Annotated in this window: 14 protein-coding genes; 9 read left to right on the forward strand and 5 right to left on the reverse strand. The window is 69.9% G+C overall.

Going from position 1 to position 19576, the window contains the following annotated elements; all coding sequences use genetic code 11:
- Positions 1 to 47: 47 nt before the first annotated feature.
- Positions 48 to 470, reverse strand: coding sequence for an Asp23/Gls24 family envelope stress response protein (locus tag AB6V31_RS00320; protein ID WP_369363311.1), 423 nt, complete (start codon positions 468 to 470; stop codon positions 48 to 50).
- Positions 471 to 674: 204 nt separating this feature from the next.
- Here AB6V31_RS00320 and AB6V31_RS00325 point away from each other — a divergent pair, with 204 nt between their 5' ends.
- Positions 675 to 1712 carry an LLM class flavin-dependent oxidoreductase gene (locus AB6V31_RS00325; protein ID WP_176786316.1) on the forward strand — a complete coding sequence of 346 codons (1038 nt, stop codon included), beginning with the start codon at positions 675 to 677 and terminating at the stop codon, positions 1710 to 1712.
- 188 nt (positions 1713 to 1900) lie between these two features.
- Here the strand turns inward: AB6V31_RS00325 and pheA are convergent, their stop codons facing one another.
- Positions 1901 to 2863, reverse strand: coding sequence for a prephenate dehydratase (pheA, locus tag AB6V31_RS00330; protein ID WP_056224342.1), 963 nt, complete (start codon positions 2861 to 2863; stop codon positions 1901 to 1903).
- Between the two features lie 165 nt (positions 2864 to 3028).
- Between pheA and pgm the strand changes: the two genes are divergently transcribed.
- Entirely contained in the window at positions 3029 to 4675 is a 1647-nt protein-coding gene (gene pgm, locus AB6V31_RS00335) for a phosphoglucomutase (alpha-D-glucose-1,6-bisphosphate-dependent) (protein ID WP_369363313.1), read from the forward strand.
- A 375-nt stretch (positions 4676 to 5050) separates the two neighbouring features.
- On the opposite strand, the gene AB6V31_RS00340 is transcribed toward pgm, so the two are convergent.
- The 3 genes from AB6V31_RS00340 to AB6V31_RS00350 form a co-directional block, all read right to left on the reverse strand.
- On the reverse strand, positions 5051 to 6097 hold the full coding sequence (locus tag AB6V31_RS00340; RefSeq protein WP_369363315.1) for an NAD(P)-dependent alcohol dehydrogenase: 1047 nt from the start codon (positions 6095 to 6097) through the stop codon (positions 5051 to 5053).
- Positions 6098 to 6267: 170 nt separating this feature from the next.
- Positions 6268 to 10122: a glycoside hydrolase gene (locus AB6V31_RS00345; RefSeq protein WP_369363316.1), complete on the reverse strand. Its 3855-nt coding sequence runs from the start codon at positions 10120 to 10122 to the stop codon at positions 6268 to 6270.
- A gap of 283 nt (positions 10123 to 10405) precedes the next feature.
- Positions 10406 to 11452, reverse strand: a complete 1047-nt coding sequence (locus tag AB6V31_RS00350) for a LacI family DNA-binding transcriptional regulator (protein WP_056224350.1) — start codon at positions 11450 to 11452, stop codon at positions 10406 to 10408.
- A 111-nt stretch (positions 11453 to 11563) separates the two neighbouring features.
- On the opposite strand from AB6V31_RS00350, the gene AB6V31_RS00355 reads away from it, so the two are divergent.
- The 7 genes from AB6V31_RS00355 to AB6V31_RS00385 all read left to right on the forward strand — a co-directional run bounded on the left by AB6V31_RS00355 (position 11564) and on the right by AB6V31_RS00385 (position 19451).
- On the forward strand, positions 11564 to 12487 hold the full coding sequence (locus tag AB6V31_RS00355) for a carbohydrate ABC transporter permease (protein ID WP_056224355.1): 924 nt from the start codon (positions 11564 to 11566) through the stop codon (positions 12485 to 12487).
- 122 nt (positions 12488 to 12609) lie between these two features.
- The gene (locus AB6V31_RS00360; protein ID WP_056228004.1) at positions 12610 to 13419 is read left to right on the forward strand and encodes a carbohydrate ABC transporter permease; all 810 of its coding nucleotides are present in this window, start codon (positions 12610 to 12612) and stop codon (positions 13417 to 13419) included.
- Positions 13420 to 13562: 143 nt separating this feature from the next.
- Positions 13563 to 14903: a sugar ABC transporter substrate-binding protein gene (locus AB6V31_RS00365; RefSeq protein WP_056228009.1), complete on the forward strand. Its 1341-nt coding sequence runs from the start codon at positions 13563 to 13565 to the stop codon at positions 14901 to 14903.
- Positions 14904 to 14974: 71 nt separating this feature from the next.
- Entirely contained in the window at positions 14975 to 16495 is a 1521-nt protein-coding gene (locus AB6V31_RS00370; protein ID WP_369363318.1) for an alpha-N-arabinofuranosidase, read from the forward strand.
- Positions 16496 to 16509: 14 nt separating this feature from the next.
- Positions 16510 to 18231, forward strand: coding sequence for a beta-galactosidase (locus AB6V31_RS00375; protein WP_369363320.1), 1722 nt, complete (start codon positions 16510 to 16512; stop codon positions 18229 to 18231).
- 219 nt (positions 18232 to 18450) lie between these two features.
- Entirely contained in the window at positions 18451 to 19014 is a 564-nt protein-coding gene (locus AB6V31_RS00380) for a pyridoxamine 5'-phosphate oxidase family protein (protein ID WP_369363322.1), read from the forward strand.
- On the forward strand, positions 19011 to 19451 hold the full coding sequence (locus tag AB6V31_RS00385; protein ID WP_369363324.1) for a cupin domain-containing protein: 441 nt from the start codon (positions 19011 to 19013) through the stop codon (positions 19449 to 19451). The genes AB6V31_RS00380 and AB6V31_RS00385 overlap by 4 nt, the downstream gene beginning before the upstream one ends.
- The last annotated feature ends 125 nt before the right edge of the window (positions 19452 to 19576 follow it).

The raw sequence follows: 19576 nt of genomic DNA on the forward strand, positions 1-19576 counted from the left end.
ACTCCCGGGGGTCGGTTCACGCGGCGGCGCCCCTTTCGAGACGGTTGTCAGTTGACGCGCTGCTCGTCGGCGTCGTCCTCGTCGTCACCCGGGATGAAGACGTCGACCACGGTCACGTTGATCTCGGCGACCTTCATGCCCACGAGCTCGGTGATGGCCTGGTGCACGGCCGCGCGGACGTTCGACGCCACCCGCTGCAGCTGCTCGGGGTAGTCGACCTGAATCGAGATGTCGGCGGCGACCTCGGTCTCGCCGACCTCAACGCTCACGCCCTGCGCGTGGTCCTTGGCTCCCACGGCCTGGCGGATGTTGCCGATGACGCGGGCTGCTCCGCCGCCGAGGGCGTGGACACCGGGAACCTCGGCCGCGGCGATGCCGGCGACCTTGGCGACGACGGCGTCGACGATGACGGTCGAGCCGCCGTCCTTCGTGGCGGGGGTGGTCGTGGCGGTGGTGGTGTTCTCGGCCATGTTCGCTTCCTTCCGTCGTTCCGGGACCGTGTGTCCCGCGATGTCAAAGGTGAGACGCGGTGGGCGGCGCATTCGTCACGCCGTTTTCCTGAGAGAACGCTGAAGATGGATGCGGCTTCGCCCTGCACCCCTCGTGGTCCGCCGCGACGCCCGGAGAGGAATAGCGGGGATCGATCGGGCGTTCTTCTCGGGGTGAACGACGCCATGCCCTCCCTCTCTGTTCTCGATCTCGTCCCCGTCCGCAGCGGACAGAACAGCGCACAGGCGGTGAGCGCCGCCCTCGACCTGGTCGAGCGCGCCGACCGCCTCGGGTATCGCCGGTACTGGTTCGCCGAGCACCACAACATGCCCTCGGTCGCGTCGACCACGCCCCCCGTGCTGATCGCCGCCGCGGCTGCCCGCACCTCGCGCATCCGCGTCGGATCGGGCGGCGTGATGCTGCCCAACCACTCCCCCCTCATCGTCGCCGAGCAGTTCGCCGCCCTCGAGGCCCTGGCCCCCGGCCGCATCGACCTCGGCATCGGCCGTGCCCCCGGCAGCGACCCGGTCATCACCCAGCTGCTGAACCGCTCGGGCACCACGAGCGACGTCTCCCGCTTCCCCGATCACGTGACCGACATCATGGCGCTCACCTCGCCCGATGGGGCGACGGTGCGCTTCACCTCGGGCACCGAGTACCAGGTGAAGGCGACGCCCGCGGCATCCGGGATGCCCCAGGTCTGGCTTCTCGGCTCGAGCGACTACTCGGCGCAGCTCGCGGCCAGCTTCGGCCTGCCCTACGTCTTCGCGAACCACTTCTCGGGCGAGGGGCTCACCCACGCACTCGGGGTGTACCGCGACCAGTTCGTTCCCAACGAGTCGGGTGAGGGCCCGCGCACGTTCGTCACCGCCAACGTCGTCGCCGCGCCGACCGCCGAAGAGGCCGAGGACCGCGCGCTGCCGCAGCTGCGCATGATGGCGCGCCTGCGCACGAACCGCCCCATGGTGCCGCTCGAGACGGTCGAGCAGGCGAAGGCCGAGCCGTTCGACGCGATGGCCGAATCGATCATGGCCTCGACCCGGCAGAAGTGGTTCGTGGGCACCGGCGACGACGTGCGCGCGCAGTTGAGCGCGTTCGCCGCACAGCACGGCGTCGACGAGATCATGGTGTCGCCGGTGGCGGGAGCCTACGACGGCGAGACCTCCGAAGGCCGCGTGCAGACCCTCGAGCTGATTGCGGCTCCGGCGACCGTCGCGGCCTGACGCTCGGCGGCGTCGCCGCCGCTGTCGGTGCGGCTGAGCCTGTCGAGTTCGCCGGTCACCGACGCGGGTCTTGGTCCCGTCGACGAGCTCGGGGACCTAGGGCGCGCGGGGCGGCGAGGCCTCTCGGGGCCCCCGGTCACCGACGCGGGCTCTAGGCCCATCGACGAGCACAGGGGCCTGGCGACGGGTCAGGCCTCGGGCTCACCACTCAGCAGGCCGCGCAGCCAGTCGCGCGCCTCGACGAACACGTCGTCGCTGTAGCGCTGCGGGTAGCGCACGATCGCGCGATCGGCGCGGGCGTACGACCCCAAGAAGATGACCTTCGGGCTGAATCGGCGAAGCCCCAGCAGGGCGTCGGCCATGCGCTCGTCGAGCACGTGACCGTCGGCGTCGATCACGAAGCGGTACCGGCCGAGGGCGTCGCCGATGGGGCGGGATGCCAACAGGCTCAGGTTGATCCCGCGCGTGGCGAACTGCTCGAGTAGTTCGAGCAGGGCACCCGGGTGGTCCTCGGGCAGCTCGACGATGAGCGAGGTCTTGTCGGCACCGGTGGGCGGAGCCGGAGCGACCGTGCGGCTGACGAGAACGAAACGCGTCACCGCGTTGGGGTTGTCGCCGATGTTCTCGGCCAGCACCGAGACGTCGTGGTGGGCGACGATCCCGGGGGCCGCCACCGCGGCATCCGCCGCACTCGTCCCGTCGAGCACGCCCAGCGCGCTCGCGACGTTGCTCTCGGCGGGGAGGTGCGCGTGGGCGGGGAGGTTCTTGCTGAGCCATCCGAGGCACTGCCCGTAGGCGACCGGGTGGGCGGCGACGAGCGAGACGTCGGCGAGGGTGGCTCCGGGGCGACCCACGAGCACGAAGTTCACCGGCACGAGGTACTCGCCCACGATGCGCAGGCCCGGCACGGTCGCCAGGGCATCCTGCGCGGTCGAGACGCCGCCGTCGACGGAGTTCTCGATGGCGATCATCGCGGCATCCGACCGCCCCTCGACGACGTCGGCGAGCGCTTCGCCGACATTGCGCACGGGACGCCAGATCTGATCGCGCGCCTCAGGCACCTGCGCCAAGGCCGCCTCGGTGAACGTGCCGGCCGGGCCCAGGTAGCTGTAGGTACGGCGGGCGGGCACGGTCTCTGTGTCGGGCAGCACGGCGTCCAGCCTAGACCTGGGGGAAGATTCCGGATGCCGCGACAGCGGGCCCGCGCCACCGTTGCGGACCGCATCGACCGGCGACCGCCCGCGACGCGACCACGGATTCTCTCAGAATGCGTCACAGCGTGTGCGCATGTCGGAGGGAGCGGGCAGACTGGGCGCATGAGCAGTCGCGCAGGGCAGCCCGCAGAGGCATCCGATCTCATCGACATCGACGAACTGATCGCGGCGTATTACGACCGCAAGCCGGATGCCGCGGTGCCCGAGCAGCGCGTCGCCTTCGGCACCAGCGGTCACCGCGGTTCGTCGCTGAGCACCAGCTTCAACGAAGACCACATCCTCGCCACGACCCAGGCGATCGTCGACTACCGCGCAGCGCAGGGGATCACCGGTCCGCTGTTCCTCGGTCGCGACACCCACGGGCTGTCGCTGCCGGCCGAACGCAGCGCGATCGAGGTGCTGGTCGCCAACGGCGTCGACGTGCGCGTCGACTCCCGCGACGCGTGGGTGCCGACCCCCGCGCTCAGCCACGCGATCCTCACGTACAACCGCGACCTCGCGGCCTCCGACCCCGGCCGCGCCGACGGGATCGTCGTCACGCCCTCGCACAACCCGCCGCGCGACGGCGGCTTCAAGTACAACCCCCCGCACGGCGGACCCGCCGACACCGACGCGACGGGCTGGATCGCCGACCGCGCGAACGAGCTCATCGCCGCGGAGCTCGAGGGCGTGCATCGCACGCGGCACGCCGACATCGACCTCGACGGCCTGGGCCAGTACGACTTCCGCGACGCGTACGTCAGGGATCTGGCATCCATCATCGACGTCGACGCCATCAAGAGCGCCGGCGTCCGCATCGGCGCCGACCCGTTGGGCGGGGCATCGGTGGACTACTGGGCGCTCATCGCCGAGGTCTACGGCCTCGACCTCACCGTCGTGAACCCCGAGGTCGACCCGACGTGGAAGTTCATGACGCTCGACTGGGACGAGAAGATCCGCATGGACCCCTCCTCGCCCTCGGCCATGGCGTCGCTCGTCGCCGCACGCGACGAGTACGACATCCTCACCGGCAACGACGCCGATGCCGACCGCCACGGCATCGTCACCCCCGACGCGGGCCTGATGAACCCGAACCACTACCTCGCGGTCGCCATCGACTACCTGTTCTCGCACCGCCCGAACTGGCCGGCCGACGCCGCCGTGGGCAAGACGCTCGTGTCGTCGATGATCATCGACCGCGTGGCCGACGCCCTCGGCAAGACGCTGCTCGAAGTGCCCGTCGGGTTCAAGTGGTTCGTCCCCGGCCTGCTCGACGGCTCCGTCGCGTTCGGCGGCGAGGAGTCGGCGGGTGCGTCGTTCCTGCGCAAGGACGGCACGGTGTGGACGACCGACAAGGACGGCATCCTGCTCTGCCTGCTGGCCGCCGAGATCCTCGCCGTCACCGGCAAGACCCCCTCGCAGCGCTACGCCGAGCTCGAGCAGCAGTTCGGATCGTCCGCGTACCAGCGGGTCGATGCGCCCGCGTCGCCCGCGCAGAAGTCGGCGCTGTCGAAGCTGTCTCCGGATGCCGTGTCGGCCACCGAGCTCGCCGGTGAGCGCATCACCGCGAAGCTCTCGCACGCGCCGGGCAACGGCGCCGCGATCGGCGGGCTGAAGGTGCAGACGGAGTCGGCGTGGTTCGCCGCACGCCCCTCGGGCACGGAGGACGTCTACAAGCTGTACGCCGAGTCGCTCCGCGGCGAGGACCACCTGCGCGAGGTGCAGGAAGAGGCGCGGGCGGTCGTCTCGGCGGCGCTCGGCCAGGCCTGATCCGCACGGTTCGTCAGCGGCGTCGCCCCTCGGGGCGGCGCCGCTTTCGCGTGTCCGGGGTTTGCGCAGCGCACGGGTCCGGCAGAGCGGGGCGCCGCGGCGAAGCGGAGGCGCCGCGGCGGTGCGGGGCGCAGCGGCGGTGGCCACGGCCCCACCCACGCCGATGAACGCGATTCCTCACGAGACACGCTGCGACACCGCGTTTACGCGGAGGAATGGCGTTTATCGGGGCGGGGGAAGGGGGAAGGGGGAGGCAGGGGATGCCGCGACCCCGAACGCTCGGCGGCGCGTCGGGGCGGGAGGAATGCCGGGAACGCCACGGCCCCGACTCTCCGTGGAACGTCGGGGCCGTGGCATCCGGGGCCGAAGCCGGGATCAGGCGGGGGCGAAGGTCTTCGCGTCGATCACGAAGCGGTAGCGCACGTCGCTCTTCAGCACGCGCTCGTAGGCCTCGTTGATCTGGTCGGCCGAGATGAGCTCGGTCTCGGGCGCGATGCCGTTCTCGGCGCAGAAGTCGAGCATCTCCTGGGTCTCGCGAATGCCGCCGATCGACGAACCCGCGAAGGAACGACGGTTGGTGAACAGCGTGAAGACCTGGATGGGCAGGGGCTCCGGCGGGGCGCCGACGTTGACCATCGTGCCGTTCAGGGCGAGAAGGCCCAGGTACCGCTTGAGGTCGAGCGGAGCGCTGACGGTGTTGATGATGAGGTCGAAGTTCTTCTTGAGCTTCTCGAAGGTCTCGTCATCCTTCGTCGCGTAGTAGTGGTCGGCGCCCATCTTCAGGCCGTCGTCCTTCTTGCTGAGCGTCTGCGAGAGCACGGTGACCTCGGCGCCCATGGCGTGAGCGATCTTGACGGCCATGTGGCCGAGCCCTCCGAGGCCGACGACGGCGACCTTCTTGCCGGGGCCGGCGTTCCAGTGGTTCAGCGGCGAGTAGGTCGTGATGCCGGCGCACAGCAGCGGCGCGGCCTTCTCGTAGGGGATCGACTCGGGAACGCGCAGCACGAAGTGCTCGTCGACGACGATCTTCTCGCTGTAGCCGCCCTGGGTGATCGTGCCGTCGACGTCTTTGGCGCCATACGTGCCGATGTTGCCCTTCTCGCAGTACTGCTCCTCGCCCGCGAGGCAGTTCTCGCACTCGCGGCACGAGTTGACCATGCAGCCGACGCCGACGCGGTCGCCGACCTTGTGGCTGGTGACCTCGGAACCGACCTCGGCGACCGTACCGACGATCTCGTGGCCGACGGTCAGGGGGTAGGGCACGTCGCCCCACTCGCCGCGGATGGTGTGGATGTCGGAGTGGCAGATGCCGGCGTAGGCGATGTCGATCAGGACGTCCTTCGGGCCGACGTTGCGGCGCTCGATGGTCGTGGGTTCGAGGGGTGAGGTCGCGGACGACGCCGCGTAGGCGTTGACGTGCATGGGTCTCCTCAGTGGGGATCGTTGCGGACGGTCAATCTTCTCTCGCCCGCGGGTGAAGAAGGTCGGGGTTGCACGGATGTGCGACGAGGGGGTGGGATGCCGCCACCCGGGAACGCCGAAGGCCGTGACGGTCGCGGGAGGCGACCGTCACGGCCTTCGGGTTCAGAGGGTCACGCGCGAGAGCGGCGCCGCAGCACCACCGCAGCGGCTCCAAGCAGGAGCAGCAGGACGGCACCGACGGTCAACCCGGCCACCCCCTCGGTGTTCTGACCGGTGGTCGCCAGGTCGCGACCGTTCGCCGTCGAGGACCCTGCGGCGTTGTTCGCGGAGCCCGCCGGTGACCCGGCGGCGCCTCCGGCACCCGATCCTCCCGATCCGGAGCCCGCTCCCGCGCCCGGAGTGCCCGAGCCACCGCCGGTGCCGGGGTCCGTGACGGCCGCCGTGGGAACGACCGCCGACGACACGGCACGACCCACGGTGAAGCCGGCCGCCGTCGCCGTCACCTGGACGGTGATCTGTCGCCCCTCGTCGGCCGCGGTCAGCGCGTACCCGTCGGCGGTGGCGCCGTCGATGGCGACCCCGTCGCGCATCCACACGAACGTTGTTCCGGCATCGGCCGGGTCGGTCACGGCGGCCGCCCGCAGGGTGGAGCCCACGCGGGCCTCACCCGTCAGAGCGACAGAGGTCACGCCGACGACGCGATCCACGGTCACCGAGTAGGTGCGCGAGGTGCCGTCGGGGGCCGTGACCTGCACGGTCCCGACGTTGTCCGCCGCGGCGACGGCTGCCGCACGGGCGGTGGCGGCGCCCGCGGAGGCGCCGGGCTGGGTCACGACGACGCTCGCGTCCTCGTCAACCGCCAGAGCGTGCAGCGTCGGCCACGCCGCGCCGGTCGAGCTGACGGTGTAGTCGAGCGTGTCCGCGGCGAACCCTGCGACCGGCTCATCGCCCACCGTCAAGCGGGCGAGGTCGGCGATGCCGGCCGGAGCCGGGGCTGCGGCGAAGATCTCGACCTCGGACACGATCATGTGGGTCTGCGACCGGGCGTTCATGACCACGCGGACCTCGTCGGCGGCACCGACGACCGGGACGTCGACCCGGGGCGCACCGCTCGAGGGCGTGGGGACCGGAACCAGGTCGCCCTCGATCCACGAGCCGCCGCTGACCCGACGGTCCACGCGCATCGTCGTGGGCCAGCTCAGCGTGTTGCCGTCACGGTAGAACTGCACCGCGACGTGCGTCAGCGTCTCGCGCTGCTTCAGCACGTAGCTCAGGGTGTCCTGGTCGTTCTTCGTCCCCGACCGCCAGTTCGACCAGCCCTTGTCGGTGGAGCTGCCGTTGATCGTGTTGGCGACGCCGTACTGGGAACTCTCGGTGAAGGTCGCCGACGGCTGGCTCTGCGGGGCGACGTTGCGCTCCGACGCCGCGGTGACGATGACCGTCAGTCGCGCGTCGAGCTTTTCTCCGCTCGGTCCCGTCGCGACGCCCGTGACGGTGACGGTTCCCGTCGCGGCGAACGCCGCATCGGTCAGTCCGTCCCAGGCCCACTGCACGGGCACCCAGAATCCGGAGCCCGAGGGGCTGAGCTCGGCCTGGACGCTGCCGTCGGCTTGACTTCTCACCACGTCGAGCGCGCTCCCGGCGGGAACGGTGACGGATGCCGGGCGCGTGGCCGTGTACGGACCCACCTCGACCGTCGCGGTCGCCTCGAAGGGCGCCCCGAACAGGTCGGTACCGGTGCCGCGCACCTGGACGGTGCCCAGGCGCGAGAAGTCCACGCCGTCCGTCTGCCAGGTCACCGCGGCGCTGCGGAGCGTCCGTCCGGCGTAACGCAGGGTGACGGTGCCGGGCAGGGTGGGGCTCACGCCCACGGCGGTCGCCGCCGAGACCGGCTCGGCGCCGACGACCGCGGTGCCGGCGATGCGCCACTGCTGGTTCCCGCCGCCGTTGGAGGTCCACAGGCCCACGGACGCACCGGGGGTGGTGCTCGCCCCGTTGACGTCGAGCACGCGTTCGCTCGCGACGTTCAGCAGGGAGTAGGAGGTGCCGTCGGTCGTCGAGGCCATCCATTGCAACGCCGGATTCGTCGCGGCCGCGGCCGGGTCGGCATCCACCAGGGCGGTGTTGGTGCCGTTCGAGGCGAGGAACTTCCCCGACCCGTTCTGAAGCGTGAAGCGGTGGCGGTTCGTACCTGCCCCGTCGATCGTGCGAACGGTCCACGACTGGGCGCGAGCCGCGTCGGTGGTCGTCGCGGCGGTGCGCACGGCGAGCGTCGAGGCGCCGTCGAGCGCGAGTCCGCTCTGCAGGCCGGAGAGCTGAACGGTCTGTCCGTCGCGGAAGGCCGCCGCGTCGGGGGACACTCCCGACACACCGTCGATCTTGAACGTCACGACGGATTTGGCGGGGATGGTGAGCGTCGCGGTTCGGGATGCCGCGTCCACCGCGACCGGCTGCCCCTTCGCGAGCGCGTTGAGCGTCGGCGCGTCGGCCGTCGACTGGGTCGTGACGATCGGGGTCACGGTCGCCCCGGGTGCGACGGTACCGAAGTCGCGCAGGTCGATCTGCACGGTGCGGGCCGAGGCCTCGGAGTTGACGTGCACGATCGTCGCGCCCTGACCGTCTTCGTCGATCGCCGCGGTCGATTGGGCATTGTCGGTCGCCATGAGGTGGTCGCCGGGCGCGATGTAGTGGGTGAAGTTGCGCACCGTGTTGAACTTCTCGTTCGTCAGCACCTGGCACGAGGGGTCGGCGTCGCCGTCCTTCAGGCGCCGCTCGGACATCCCCTGGGCGTTGCAGTCGAAGTCGATGAAGACGCTGCCCCAGTTGAGCTTCTCGACCTTCTCCATGTTGTAGAGGTCTTCGACCGGCTGCCAGAACACCCACGCGTCGGGTTCGAGCTCGCGCAGGTCGCCTACGATGTGCTGGGCCATGCCGAGGCCGTTCTCGATGTCGTCGGTGACGAAGCCCTTGTTCTGGGCGGTCCAGTTGCCCTCGACCTCGCTCATCCACAGCGGCTTGTCCGCGGCCTTGGCGATGTCGCGCACGACCTGCCGGCCGTCGGTGCCGTAGGTGTGGACGTTCAGCTGGTCGACCAGGCTCTTGGACTGAGCCGACCACGCGTTCCAGTTGGTGGCGAAGATGCCGGGGTTGGTCTCATCCATCGCCGAGATGACGGCGTCGGTGGTGGTACTCGGCTGCGCGAGGCGGGCGGCGAGCGCCTTGACCATGGCATCCTGCGCCTGGGGCCCAATGTGCGCGCCCTCCTGGCGACCGCCCGTGGGCCAGGTCGCGCCGTTGGGGATCTGGGTCTGCCAGTAGTTCGTGTTCGGCTCGTTGAACGGGTCGATCGTGTCGAAGGTGATGCCGTGCTTCTTCTCGAGCTCGTCGACGACGTTCACGAGGTAGCCGGCGAACTTGTCCATGTCAGCGGGCGCGAGCTGCTCGCTCGTGGCGTTGTTGATGCCTCCGGAGGCGTACCCGCTCTGGGTGAGGAAGTACGGCGGGGAGTTGCTGAAGGCCTCCCAGTGGGTGACCTTGCCCTTGAGGGCGTCGAGCCACCAGCGCTGGGCGGAGTCCTTCGAGAAGTCGTACGCGTTCGGGTCGTCGGGATTCCAGGCCGCCTTGTAGCGCGCGCGGTCGGCGTAGTTCGAGGTGATCGCGCCGTTGGCGTCCGTCGCCGGGAGATCGGGGTTCCAGAAGCCGGGGACCGCTCCGCCGGGGCGCAGGTACGACGGCACGTCGGAGGCGTTGCCTCCGCCGATGTTGTACCGCGCGATGTTGAGGTTGAGCCCGTCTTCGCCGAACACGGCGTCGAAGAGCTTCTGTCGGACGTCGGCCGGGTAGTTCCCGGTCGCGTTGGCGAACCAGACGAGGCTCGTGCCCCACCCCTCGAACGGCTTCTCGGAGGCGGTGGCGGGGTTGGGGGTGATGCGCACGGGGGCGGCGGTCGCCGCCTCGGCGGGCGCGGGGGCCACGGCGGCCGTGGCGGTGATCGCGCCGGCGGCGAGGGCCACGGCGCAGGTCATCGACAACAGTCGAGCTGACTTCATCGTCATTCCGATCCGGCCGCAGCGGTGCGACCTCAGGTGGGGATGTTGACGTCAACATGTTGACGTCAACACCGAGCCTAAGGGAGCACTATGGATTGCCGCAACGTTTCCCCAGAATGTGTCGCCGTCGCGCGTCTCACGAGCGCAGCGCCTCCTCAGAGGCTCGGCGCAGAGCCGGCGCGGACGATCGGTGAGCGCGGCCCGACGGTGCGGGCTCGCCCGCGCGGCGCGCGACCCGTGCGCGGCTCAGCGGCGCGACTCAGAGGCGCGGCGCGGAGCTGGCGCGAACCACCAGCGAGGTCGGAACGAGGGTGCGGGCGTGCTCGCCGCCCTCGCCCTCGATGTCGGCGATCAGGGCGCTCATCGCCTCTTCGCCGACGCGCTCGAAGCGCTGGCGCACGGTGGTGAGCGGCGGCCAGAAGTTCGCCGCCTCGGGCATGTCGTCGAAGCCCACGACACTGACGTCGCGGGGCACGACGCGACCCGCCTCGTGCAGCGCGCGGATCACCCCGAGGGCCATCTGGTCGTTCGCGGCGAAGACCGCGGTCACGGCCGGATCCTGGGCGAGCGCCTGACCGATCCGGTGCCCGGAGTCGGCGGTCCAGTCGCCGATCTGCACCTCGGGCACACGGCATCCGCGGTCCTCGAGCGCCGAGCGCCACGCGTCGCGCCGCCGCTCCGCGGCGAATGACTCGGGCGGACCCGACAGGTGCCACACGGTCTCGTGGCCGAGGTCGAGGAGGTGCTCCGTGGCCAGACGCGCCCCCTGGGCCTGGTCGTTGTCGACGACGGCGTAGGGGTAGTCGGCACTCGAGTCCACGACGACGACCGGCAGCCCCGTCGGCAGAGAGAGTTCGTTCTCGCCGAGTCGATGCGTCTCGATGAGGATGACGATCCCGTCGACCGCGTGCTCGTGAAGGCGCAGGAACGCGCCCGACACGTCGGACTGAGAGGCCGACTGCACGGTGATAAGGGTGATGGAGTATCCGGATGCCGCGGCCACCGACGCGAGCGCGTCGAGGGTGCGCGTGTTGCCGTACGAGCTCAGCGAGAACATGATGACGCCGATGCTGCGGAAGCGCCCCGACCGCAGCGCCCGCGCGGCACTGTTCGGGCGGTACCCCAGCGTGGACATCGCGTCGAGCACCCGCTGGCGAGTGTCGGGGTCGACGTTCGTGCGACCATTGGCGACGCGCGAGACGGTCTGTCCCGACACCCCCGCGGCCGCGGCCACGTCGGCCATCGACACCTCGCGTCGACGCTCGCGCGTCGGAATCGCGGTCGACGTCGTCGTCGTCTCGCTCATGCATGCCCCCTTGGGATGTTGACGTTGACACACTAGCGGGGTCGAGTTATGTTTACGTCAACATCTCGGCCAACCCGACCGAAATGCGCACCAACGAAGAGGCACCGGACGATGACGACCACTGCGGCACCCCCGCCCGCCCTGCGCACCCCCCAGCGCAAGCGGCGCTCCCGAATCGAAGACCGCGGCTGGCTGTTCGTCGCCCCGTTCGCCCTCGTCTTCGCCCTCGTGTTCCTGGCGCCGCTGGCGTACTCGGTCTACCTGAGCCTGTTCCGCGACCAGCTCATCGGCGGCAACGCCTTCGTCGGTCTCGACAACTACATCGCGGCCTTCGGCGACGCGAAGTTCTGGGACGGCTTCGGGCGCGTCCTGATCTTCCTCGTCGTGCAGGTGCCGATCATGCTGCTGCTGGCCCTCGGCGCCGCCCTCGCGATCGACAGCGCACGGCTTCACGCGGCCGGTTTCTACCGCATGGTGATCTTCCTCCCCTACGCGGTGCCCGCCGTCGTGGCCGTGCTGATGTGGGGCTACATCTACGGCGACCAGTTCGGCCTGACGCGCAACCTCAACGACCTGTTGGGCGGACAGTTCGTGCAGCCCTTCCTGCCCGAATGGATGCTGCTGTCGATCGGCAACATCGTCACGTGGCAGTTCGTGGGCTACAACATGCTGATCTTCTACTCCTCGTTGAAGACCATCCCCAACGAGCTGTACGAAGCGGCATCCATCGACGGAGCGGGCGCCTGGCGCACGATCTTCTCGATCAAGATCCCGGCCGTGCGCGGCGCGGTCGTCATCGCGACCATCTTCTCGATCATCGGCAGCTTCCAGCTCTTCAACGAGCCGAACATCCTCAAGCCGCTCGCGCCCAACGTGATCTCGACGTTCTTCACGCCGAACATGTACGCGTACAACCTCTCGTTCGCCGGCCAGCAGTACAACTACGCGGCCACGATCGCCATCATCATGGGCGTCATCACCGCCGTCATCGCTTACGTCGTGCAGCTGCGCGGCTCCCGTCAGGAGGCGCGATGACCACCGCGACCGCACCCCGTACCGACACCGTCGCCGTGACCACCGAACGACAGGGCGCCCGCCGCCGCTTCGCGCGCACCTCGCCCACGCACAGCAAGAAATCGGTCGTCCTCACCATCGTGATGGCGCTGTACCTGCTGTACACGCTCGTGCCCCTCGCGTGGCTGGTCATCAACGCCACCAAGACCCAGCCCGACCTGTTCAGCACCTTCGGCCTCGGGCCGGGCAACAGCTTCGCGCTGTTCGACAACATCGCGCAGACCCTGACCTACCGCGACGGGATCTTCCTGCGCTGGCTCGGCAACACGCTGCTCTACGTCGTCGTCGGCGCCGGCGGAGCGACGCTCCTCGCCACGCTCGCGGGCTACGGCCTGGCGAAGTACAACTTCCGCGGCCGCAAGGCGGTGTTCGCCGTCGTGCTCGGTGCGATCGCCGTCCCCGGTACCGCCCTCGCCGTGCCGACCTTCCTGCTGTTCAGCCAGCTCGGGATCACCAACACCCCCTGGGCGATCATCATCCCGTCGCTCATCAGCCCGTTCGGCCTCTACCTGATCTGGGTCTACGCCACCGACGCCATCCCCACCGAGCTGCTCGAGGCCGCCCGCATGGACGGGGCCGGAGAATTCCGCACCTTCTTCACCATCTCGATCCGCCTGCTCACGCCCGGCATCGTCACGGTGCTGCTGTTCGCGGTGGTGGCGACCTGGAACAACTACTTCCTCCCGCTGATCATGCTGAGCGACCCCGCGTGGTACCCGCTCACCGTCGGCCTCAACCAGTGGAACGCGCAGGCGACCGGTGTCGCCGCGCAGCCCATCTACAACCTCGTGATCACCGGATCGCTGCTCTCGATCATCCCGATCGTCGCCGCGTTCCTGCTGCTCCAGCGCTTCTGGCAGTCGGGTCTGACCGCCGGCAGCGTCAAGGAGTGATCCACCCGAGCTCCCCCTGACCGGGGCATCGCCCCGGAAACCCGCAACACCGCACAACCGGAGCGTCCTGCCCCGGAAACCACAACACCCCGGGGCTCCCGCCCCGACTCCACAACAACGAAGTGAAGGAACCGATGACATTCATGCGCAAGAGCACCGCCGCTCGGCGGGCCGTCTTCGCCGTCGCCGCCACCGCCCTGACGGTGGGCGCCCTGACCGCGTGCTCGGGCGGTAACGCCGGCGGCGCCGCCGGCGGATCGGCCGACGACATCGAGAAGGCCCTCGAGGCCGGCGGCGAGATCACGTACTGGTCCTGGACCCCCTCGGCCGAGGCCCAGGTCAAGGCGTTCGAGGCCAAGTACCCCAAGGTCAAGGTCAACTACGTCAACGCCGGCACCAACACCGAGGAGTACACCAAGCTCCAGAACGCCATCAAGGCGGGCTCGGGTGCCCCCGACGTCGTCCAGATCGAGTACTACGCCTTCCCGCAGTTCGCCCTCTCGGACTCGCTGCTCGACCTGTCGTCGTACGGGTTCGCCGATCTCAAGGGCGACTACGCGACCGGCCCCTGGGGCTCGGTCAACTTCGACGGCAAGCTCTACGGCCTGCCGCAGGACTCGGGCCCCATGGCCCTGTTCTACAACAAGTCGGTCTTCGACCAGTTCGGCATCGCCGTTCCGACCACGTGGGACGAGTACGTCGCCGCGGCCGAGAAGCTGCACGCCGCCGACCCGACCAAGTACATCACCGCCGACACCGGCGACTCCGGCTTCACCACCAGCATGATCTGGCAGGCCGGCGGCACCCCGTTCAAGACCTCGGGCACCGACGTCACCATCGACCTGCAGGACAGCGGTTCGAAGAAGTTCGCCGACAACTGGAACCGTCTCATCGAGGGCGGCCTGCTCTCGGACACCCCCAGCTGGAGCGACGAGTGGTTCAAGGGCCTCGGTGACGGCTCGATCGCCTCGCTCGTCATCGGCGCCTGGATGCCCGGCGTGCTGGAGTCCTCGGTGAAGGACGGCTCGGGCAAGTGGGCCGTGGCCCCCATCCCCACCTACGACGGCAAGGCCGTGACGGCCGAGAACGGCGGCGGTGGCCAGGCCGTGACCAAGCAGAGCAAGAACCCCGCCCTCGCGGCCGGCTTCCTCAAGTGGCTCAACAACGATGACGAGAGCCTGAAGATCTTCGCCGAGTCGGGTGGATTCCCCTCCACCACCGCTCAGCTGAGCGACCCCGCCTTCGTCGACAAGAAGTCGGACTACTTCGGCGGCCAGCAGATCAACCAGGTCCTCACGCAGGCCTCGAGCGAGGTCCGCGAGGGCTGGAGCTACCTGCCGTTCCAGGTGTACGCCAACAGCATCTACGGCGACACCGTGGGCCAGGCCTACTCCAAGAAGAGCGACCTCAACGCGGGCCTGACCGCGTGGCAGGACCAGCTCGTCCAGTACGGCAACGACCAGGGCTTCTCGGTCAACAAGTAAGAAGTTCCCGGGGCGGGTCGCGTGCACGCATGCGGCCCGCCCCTTCCATTCCCTCGCCAGGAGAGACCCGAATGACCTCCCCCACCCGCATCGTCGTCGACCGCACCGCGGTCGGAGCCGCCGTCCCCCGCCGCCTGTTCGGCTCGTTCGTCGAGCACATGGGCCGTTGCGTGTACGACGGCATCCACTCCCCCGGCCACGACACCGCGGACACCGAGGGTTTCCGCGCCGACGTGCTCGAGCTCGTTCGCGAACTGGGCGCCACCGTCGTGCGCTACCCCGGCGGCAACTTCGTGTCGGGCTACCGCTGGGAGGACGGCGTGGGCGCTCGCTCGCAGCGTCCCGTCCGGCTGGATGCCGCCTGGCACAGCACCGAGACCAATCAGGTGGGTCTGCACGAGTTCGCCGAATGGGCGGATGCCGCGGGCCTCGAGGTCATGGAGGCTGTGAACCTCGGCACGCGCGGCGTCGCCGAGGCGGCCGACCTGCTCGAGTACGCGAACCACCCCTCGGGCACCGCCCTGAGCGATCGCCGGCGTGAGAACGGCCGGGAAGACCCCTTCGGCATCCGCCTGTGGTGCCTGGGCAACGAGATGGACGGTCCCTGGCAGATCGGCCACAAGACCGCCGACGAGTACGGTCGCCTTTCGGCCGAGACGGCGCGCATGATGCGCTTCATCGACCCGACGGTCGAGCTCGTGGCCGCGGGCAGCTCGAACCACGAGATGCCGACCTTCGGCGCGTGGGAGCGCACGGTGCTCCGTCACACCGCCGGCCTCATCGACCACATCTCCGTGCACGCGTACTACGAGGAGGACCCCGCCGACCCCGCGAGCTTCCTCGCCAGCGGCGCGGCCCTCGATCGCTACATCGGCGAGGTCGCCGACATCATCGACGAGGTCGGGGCGACAACCCCGGACGGGCGTCCGGTCGGCATCAGCGTCGACGAGTGGAACGTCTGGAACCAGACGCGGTGGAACGAGGTCGACAAGCCACGCGTCTTCACGGGCGACTGGCCCATCGCGCCGCGCCTGATCGAGGACGACTACACCGTCACCGACGCGATCGTCGTCGGATCCCTCCTCATCACGCTCATCCGCCGCTCCGACCGCGTGTCGATGGCCAACCTCGCCCAGCTGGTGAACGTCATCGCCCCCATCCGCACCGAGCCCGGTGGCGGGGTCGCCTGGCGCCAGACCACCTTCCACCCCTTCGCCCTCACCGCGAAGGCGGCATCCGGTCGCGTCGTCGTCCCCCGCGTCGAGGGTGCCACGATCGACACCGCTCGCCACGGGCGCGTCGACGCCGTCGACACGGTCGCGACCGTGGACGACGACACCGTCTCGGTGTTCCTCGCCCACCGCGACCTCGAGTCGGCGACCCCGGTCGAGCTGGACCTCGGCCGCGTCTCCGACGTCGAGGCCGTGATCGTCACCGTCCCCGAGGGCGGAGATCGACACACCACCAACTCCGCCGACGGCGAGCCCGTCGCACCGGTTGCCCTCGCGGTCGAGGCCGGCTCCGACGGCATCCTGCGCTTCACCCTCCCCGCCCTCGCCTGGGTGCGCCTGACCGCGCGCCTCAACGACTGATACCGAAAGACATCGTGACGACTTTCTCCATCGGCGAGACCGACTTCCTGCTCGATGGGAAGCCCCACCAGGTCATCTCCGGCACCCTGCACTACTTCCGCATCCACCCCGAGCACTGGGCCGACCGCATCCGCACGGCGAAGGCGATGGGCCTCAACACCATCGAGACCTACGTCGCATGGAACGCGCACGAGCCGGTGCGCGGTGAGTGGGATGCCACGGGCTGGAACGACCTGGGCCGCTTCCTCGACCTCATCGCCGCCGAGGGCCTGCACGCGATCGTGCGACCCGGCCCCTACATCTGCGCGGAGTGGCACAACGGCGGACTGCCGGTGTGGCTGACCTCGACGCCGGGCATCGGCATCCGCCGCTCAGAACCCCAGTTCGTCGAGGCGGTGTCGGAGTACCTCCGCCGCGTGTACGAGATCGTGGCCCCGCGCCAGATCGACCGCGGCGGCAACGTCGTGCTTGTGCAGATCGAGAACGAGTACGGCGCGTACGGCTCCGACAAGACCTACCTGCGCGAGCTCGTCCGCGTGACCGAGGAGGCCGGCATCACGGTGCCGCTGACCACCGTCGACCAGCCGATGCCGTGGATGCTCGAGGCCGGCAGCCTTCCCGGGCTGCACCTCACCGGCTCGTTCGGTTCGCGCTCCGAGGAACGGCTCGCGACCCTCCGCGAGCACCAGCCCACCGGACCGCTGATGTGCAGCGAGTTCTGGGACGGCTGGTTCGACTGGTGGGGCAGCATCCACCACACGACCGACCCCGCGGCATCCGCCCACGACCTCGACGTGCTGCTCGCCGCCGGGGCCTCGGTGAACATCTACATGGTGCACGGCGGGACGAACTTCGGCACGACGAACGGGGCGAACGACAAGGGCCGCTACGACCCCATCGTCACCTCGTACGACTACGACGCCCCGATCGACGAGTCGGGACACCCCACGGCGAAGTTCCACGCGTTCCGCGAGGTCATCGCCAAGTACGCCCCCGTCCCCGAGCAGGTCCCCGGCCCCCGGCCCGAGGCTCCCGCTCTCGAGGTCGCCCTCTCGGGCGAGGGCGATTGGATGCCGCCCCTCAACGCGGCCGCCATCGCCGACGACCCGCCGAGCTTCGAGCAGATCGCCCACCTCGGTCCCCTCGTCCGCTACGACGTCGACCTCCCCGCGTTCGCCGGGCCCGCGGCCCTCGTCTTCGACGAGATCCGCGACCTCGCGTGGGTGCACGTGGACGGCACCCCGGTGGGTCGACTGTCGCGGGCTCTGCACGAGCGCGCACTCACGATCCCCGCGGGCACACGGCTCACCGTCCTCGTCGAGGACCAGGGCCGGGTGAACTACGCCGACCGCCTCGGCGAGGCGAAGGGTCTCGTCGGCTCCGTGACGCTCAACGGCGAGGCGCTCACCGGGTGGACCGCGACCCCCGTCGCCCTCGAAACCGCCGTGGGAGGCGGCACGGGCACAGTCGGGCGCGCTCTGCTGCGCGGGTCGTTCGAGCTCGACGCCCCCGTCGATCTGTTCCTCGACACCACGTCGTGGGGCAAGGGATACGCCTTCGTCAACGGCTTCTTCCTCGGCCGCTACTGGAACAACGTCCCTCAGAACACGCTGTACGTGCCCGGTCCCGCAACGCGTGCCGGGGCGAACGAGATCGTCGTCCTCGAGCTGGAGCACGCCGTCGATCCGGTCGCGCGCTTCGTCGCGGAGCCGTCGCTCGGTCAGCTCGAGGAGTAACGCGTCACGAGAACAGGCGCGTGCGCCGAGAACAGGCCGGTCCCGCGCGGATCGGCCTGTTCTTGTGGCGGCGTCCTGTTCTAGTGACGCCGCGCCCCCGCCCGCGCGCCGCAACCCGCTCCCCCCGCGCGTGAGGCGCCGAGATGTGTCGCTTGACGGCACCCGTGGGCGACACTTCTTGGCGCCTCACGCGAAACAAGAGGGAGCAGGATGGGGGGCATGAAGATGGCCACGTGGCTCCGCTCGCTCCCCTCTCTCACCGGCACCCCACCGACCCCGGATGCCGAGCCCCTTCCCGACCAGCCGGAGGAGCTCTTCGAACGGTGGATCCGGCAGGCCGTCGACGCCGGCGTGGCCGAGGCGCACGGTGCCACGCTCTCGACGGTCGATGCCCACGGCGTCCCGGACGCCCGCACGCTGATCCTCAAAGACCTCCGGCCCGACGGGTGGGCTTTCGCCGGGCCACGCGCCTCCGCGAAAGCGGCGCAGCTAGCCGCGCATCCCGCCGCGGCGCTGACCTTCTGGTGGCCGGCGGTGCTGCGCAGCGTTCGCGTGCGCGGGCGCGTGGTGGAGGCCTCGGCCGAGGAGTCGGCGGCGGATCTCGCCGCGCGCTCGGCCGCCGCTCGCGACGGCATCGGCCCGGGTGAGTGGGTGCTGTGGCGCCTGGTCGCCGACCGCGTGGAGTTCTGGCAGGGCTCCCCCGACCGCAGGCACCTGCGCACGATCTACCGCCGCACCGACGACGGCTGGCAACTGACCGACCCCGAGAGCGAGACCCGATGAGCGACTACGAGATCACCCAGATCGGCGGGCTCGACGCCTGGCGCGACCACTTCGGCGGCTTCGCCCCCGCCCGCTCACGCGACGGGCGCCACGTGGTCGACCACGAGCTGACGATGCAGTTCATCGGCATGACCACGAACGCCCTCACCCCCGGTGAGGAGGCCGGGTACTGGCACACGCACACCCGCGTGGAGGAGCTCTACGTGTTCCTCGAGGGGCGCGGTCAGATGGGCCTCGACGACGACGTGGTCGACGTCGGCCCCGGCAGCGTCGTGCGGGTCGGGCAGAACGTGTGGCGCACCTGGCGCGCTCTCCCCGACAGCGAGGGCGAACTGCGCTGGCTCTGCATCCGCGCGGGCGGCGAGGCCCTCCCCCACATCCCCGACGACAGCTCACGCGACCTCGAGCGTCCGATGCCCTGGGGCCCCTCGGCGTAGAACGTTCCGGATGCCGCGACGCATGGCATCCGCCGGCCACGAACGCTCTGCCCGGCTCGCGGGGCCGGTCACCCAGAATGTCGCCTCCCTCGCATTATGAGTAAGTTGTTTACCCATAACGAAGG

Source organism: Microbacterium sp. 16-032 (assembly GCF_041079455.1).
In the GTDB taxonomy this organism is placed as follows: Bacteria; Actinomycetota; Actinomycetes; order Actinomycetales; family Microbacteriaceae; genus Microbacterium; species Microbacterium testaceum_A.

Excerpts from the sequence above, each read along its gene's own strand:
- AB6V31_RS00355 (WP_056224355.1), top strand. The coding sequence starts at position 11,564 with ATGACGACCACTGCGGCACCCCCGCCCGCCCTGCGCACCCCCCAGCGC.
- AB6V31_RS00365 (WP_056228009.1), top strand. The coding sequence starts at position 13,563 with ATGCGCAAGAGCACCGCCGCTCGGCGGGCCGTCTTCGCCGTCGCCGCC.
- AB6V31_RS00385 (WP_369363324.1), top strand. The coding sequence starts at position 19,011 with ATGAGCGACTACGAGATCACCCAGATCGGCGGGCTCGACGCCTGGCGC.
- AB6V31_RS00370 (WP_369363318.1), top strand. The coding sequence starts at position 14,975 with ATGACCTCCCCCACCCGCATCGTCGTCGACCGCACCGCGGTCGGAGCC.
- AB6V31_RS00380 (WP_369363322.1), top strand. The coding sequence starts at position 18,451 with ATGAAGATGGCCACGTGGCTCCGCTCGCTCCCCTCTCTCACCGGCACC.
- AB6V31_RS00325 (WP_176786316.1), top strand. The coding sequence starts at position 675 with ATGCCCTCCCTCTCTGTTCTCGATCTCGTCCCCGTCCGCAGCGGACAG.
- AB6V31_RS00340 (WP_369363315.1), bottom strand. The coding sequence starts at position 6,097 with ATGCACGTCAACGCCTACGCGGCGTCGTCCGCGACCTCACCCCTCGAA.
- AB6V31_RS00360 (WP_056228004.1), top strand. The coding sequence starts at position 12,610 with ATGGCGCTGTACCTGCTGTACACGCTCGTGCCCCTCGCGTGGCTGGTC.
- AB6V31_RS00350 (WP_056224350.1), bottom strand. The coding sequence starts at position 11,452 with ATGAGCGAGACGACGACGACGTCGACCGCGATTCCGACGCGCGAGCGT.
- AB6V31_RS00345 (WP_369363316.1), bottom strand. The coding sequence starts at position 10,122 with ATGACCTGCGCCGTGGCCCTCGCCGCCGGCGCGATCACCGCCACGGCC.
- AB6V31_RS00320 (WP_369363311.1), bottom strand. The coding sequence starts at position 470 with ATGGCCGAGAACACCACCACCGCCACGACCACCCCCGCCACGAAGGAC.
- pgm (WP_369363313.1), top strand. The coding sequence starts at position 3,029 with ATGAGCAGTCGCGCAGGGCAGCCCGCAGAGGCATCCGATCTCATCGAC.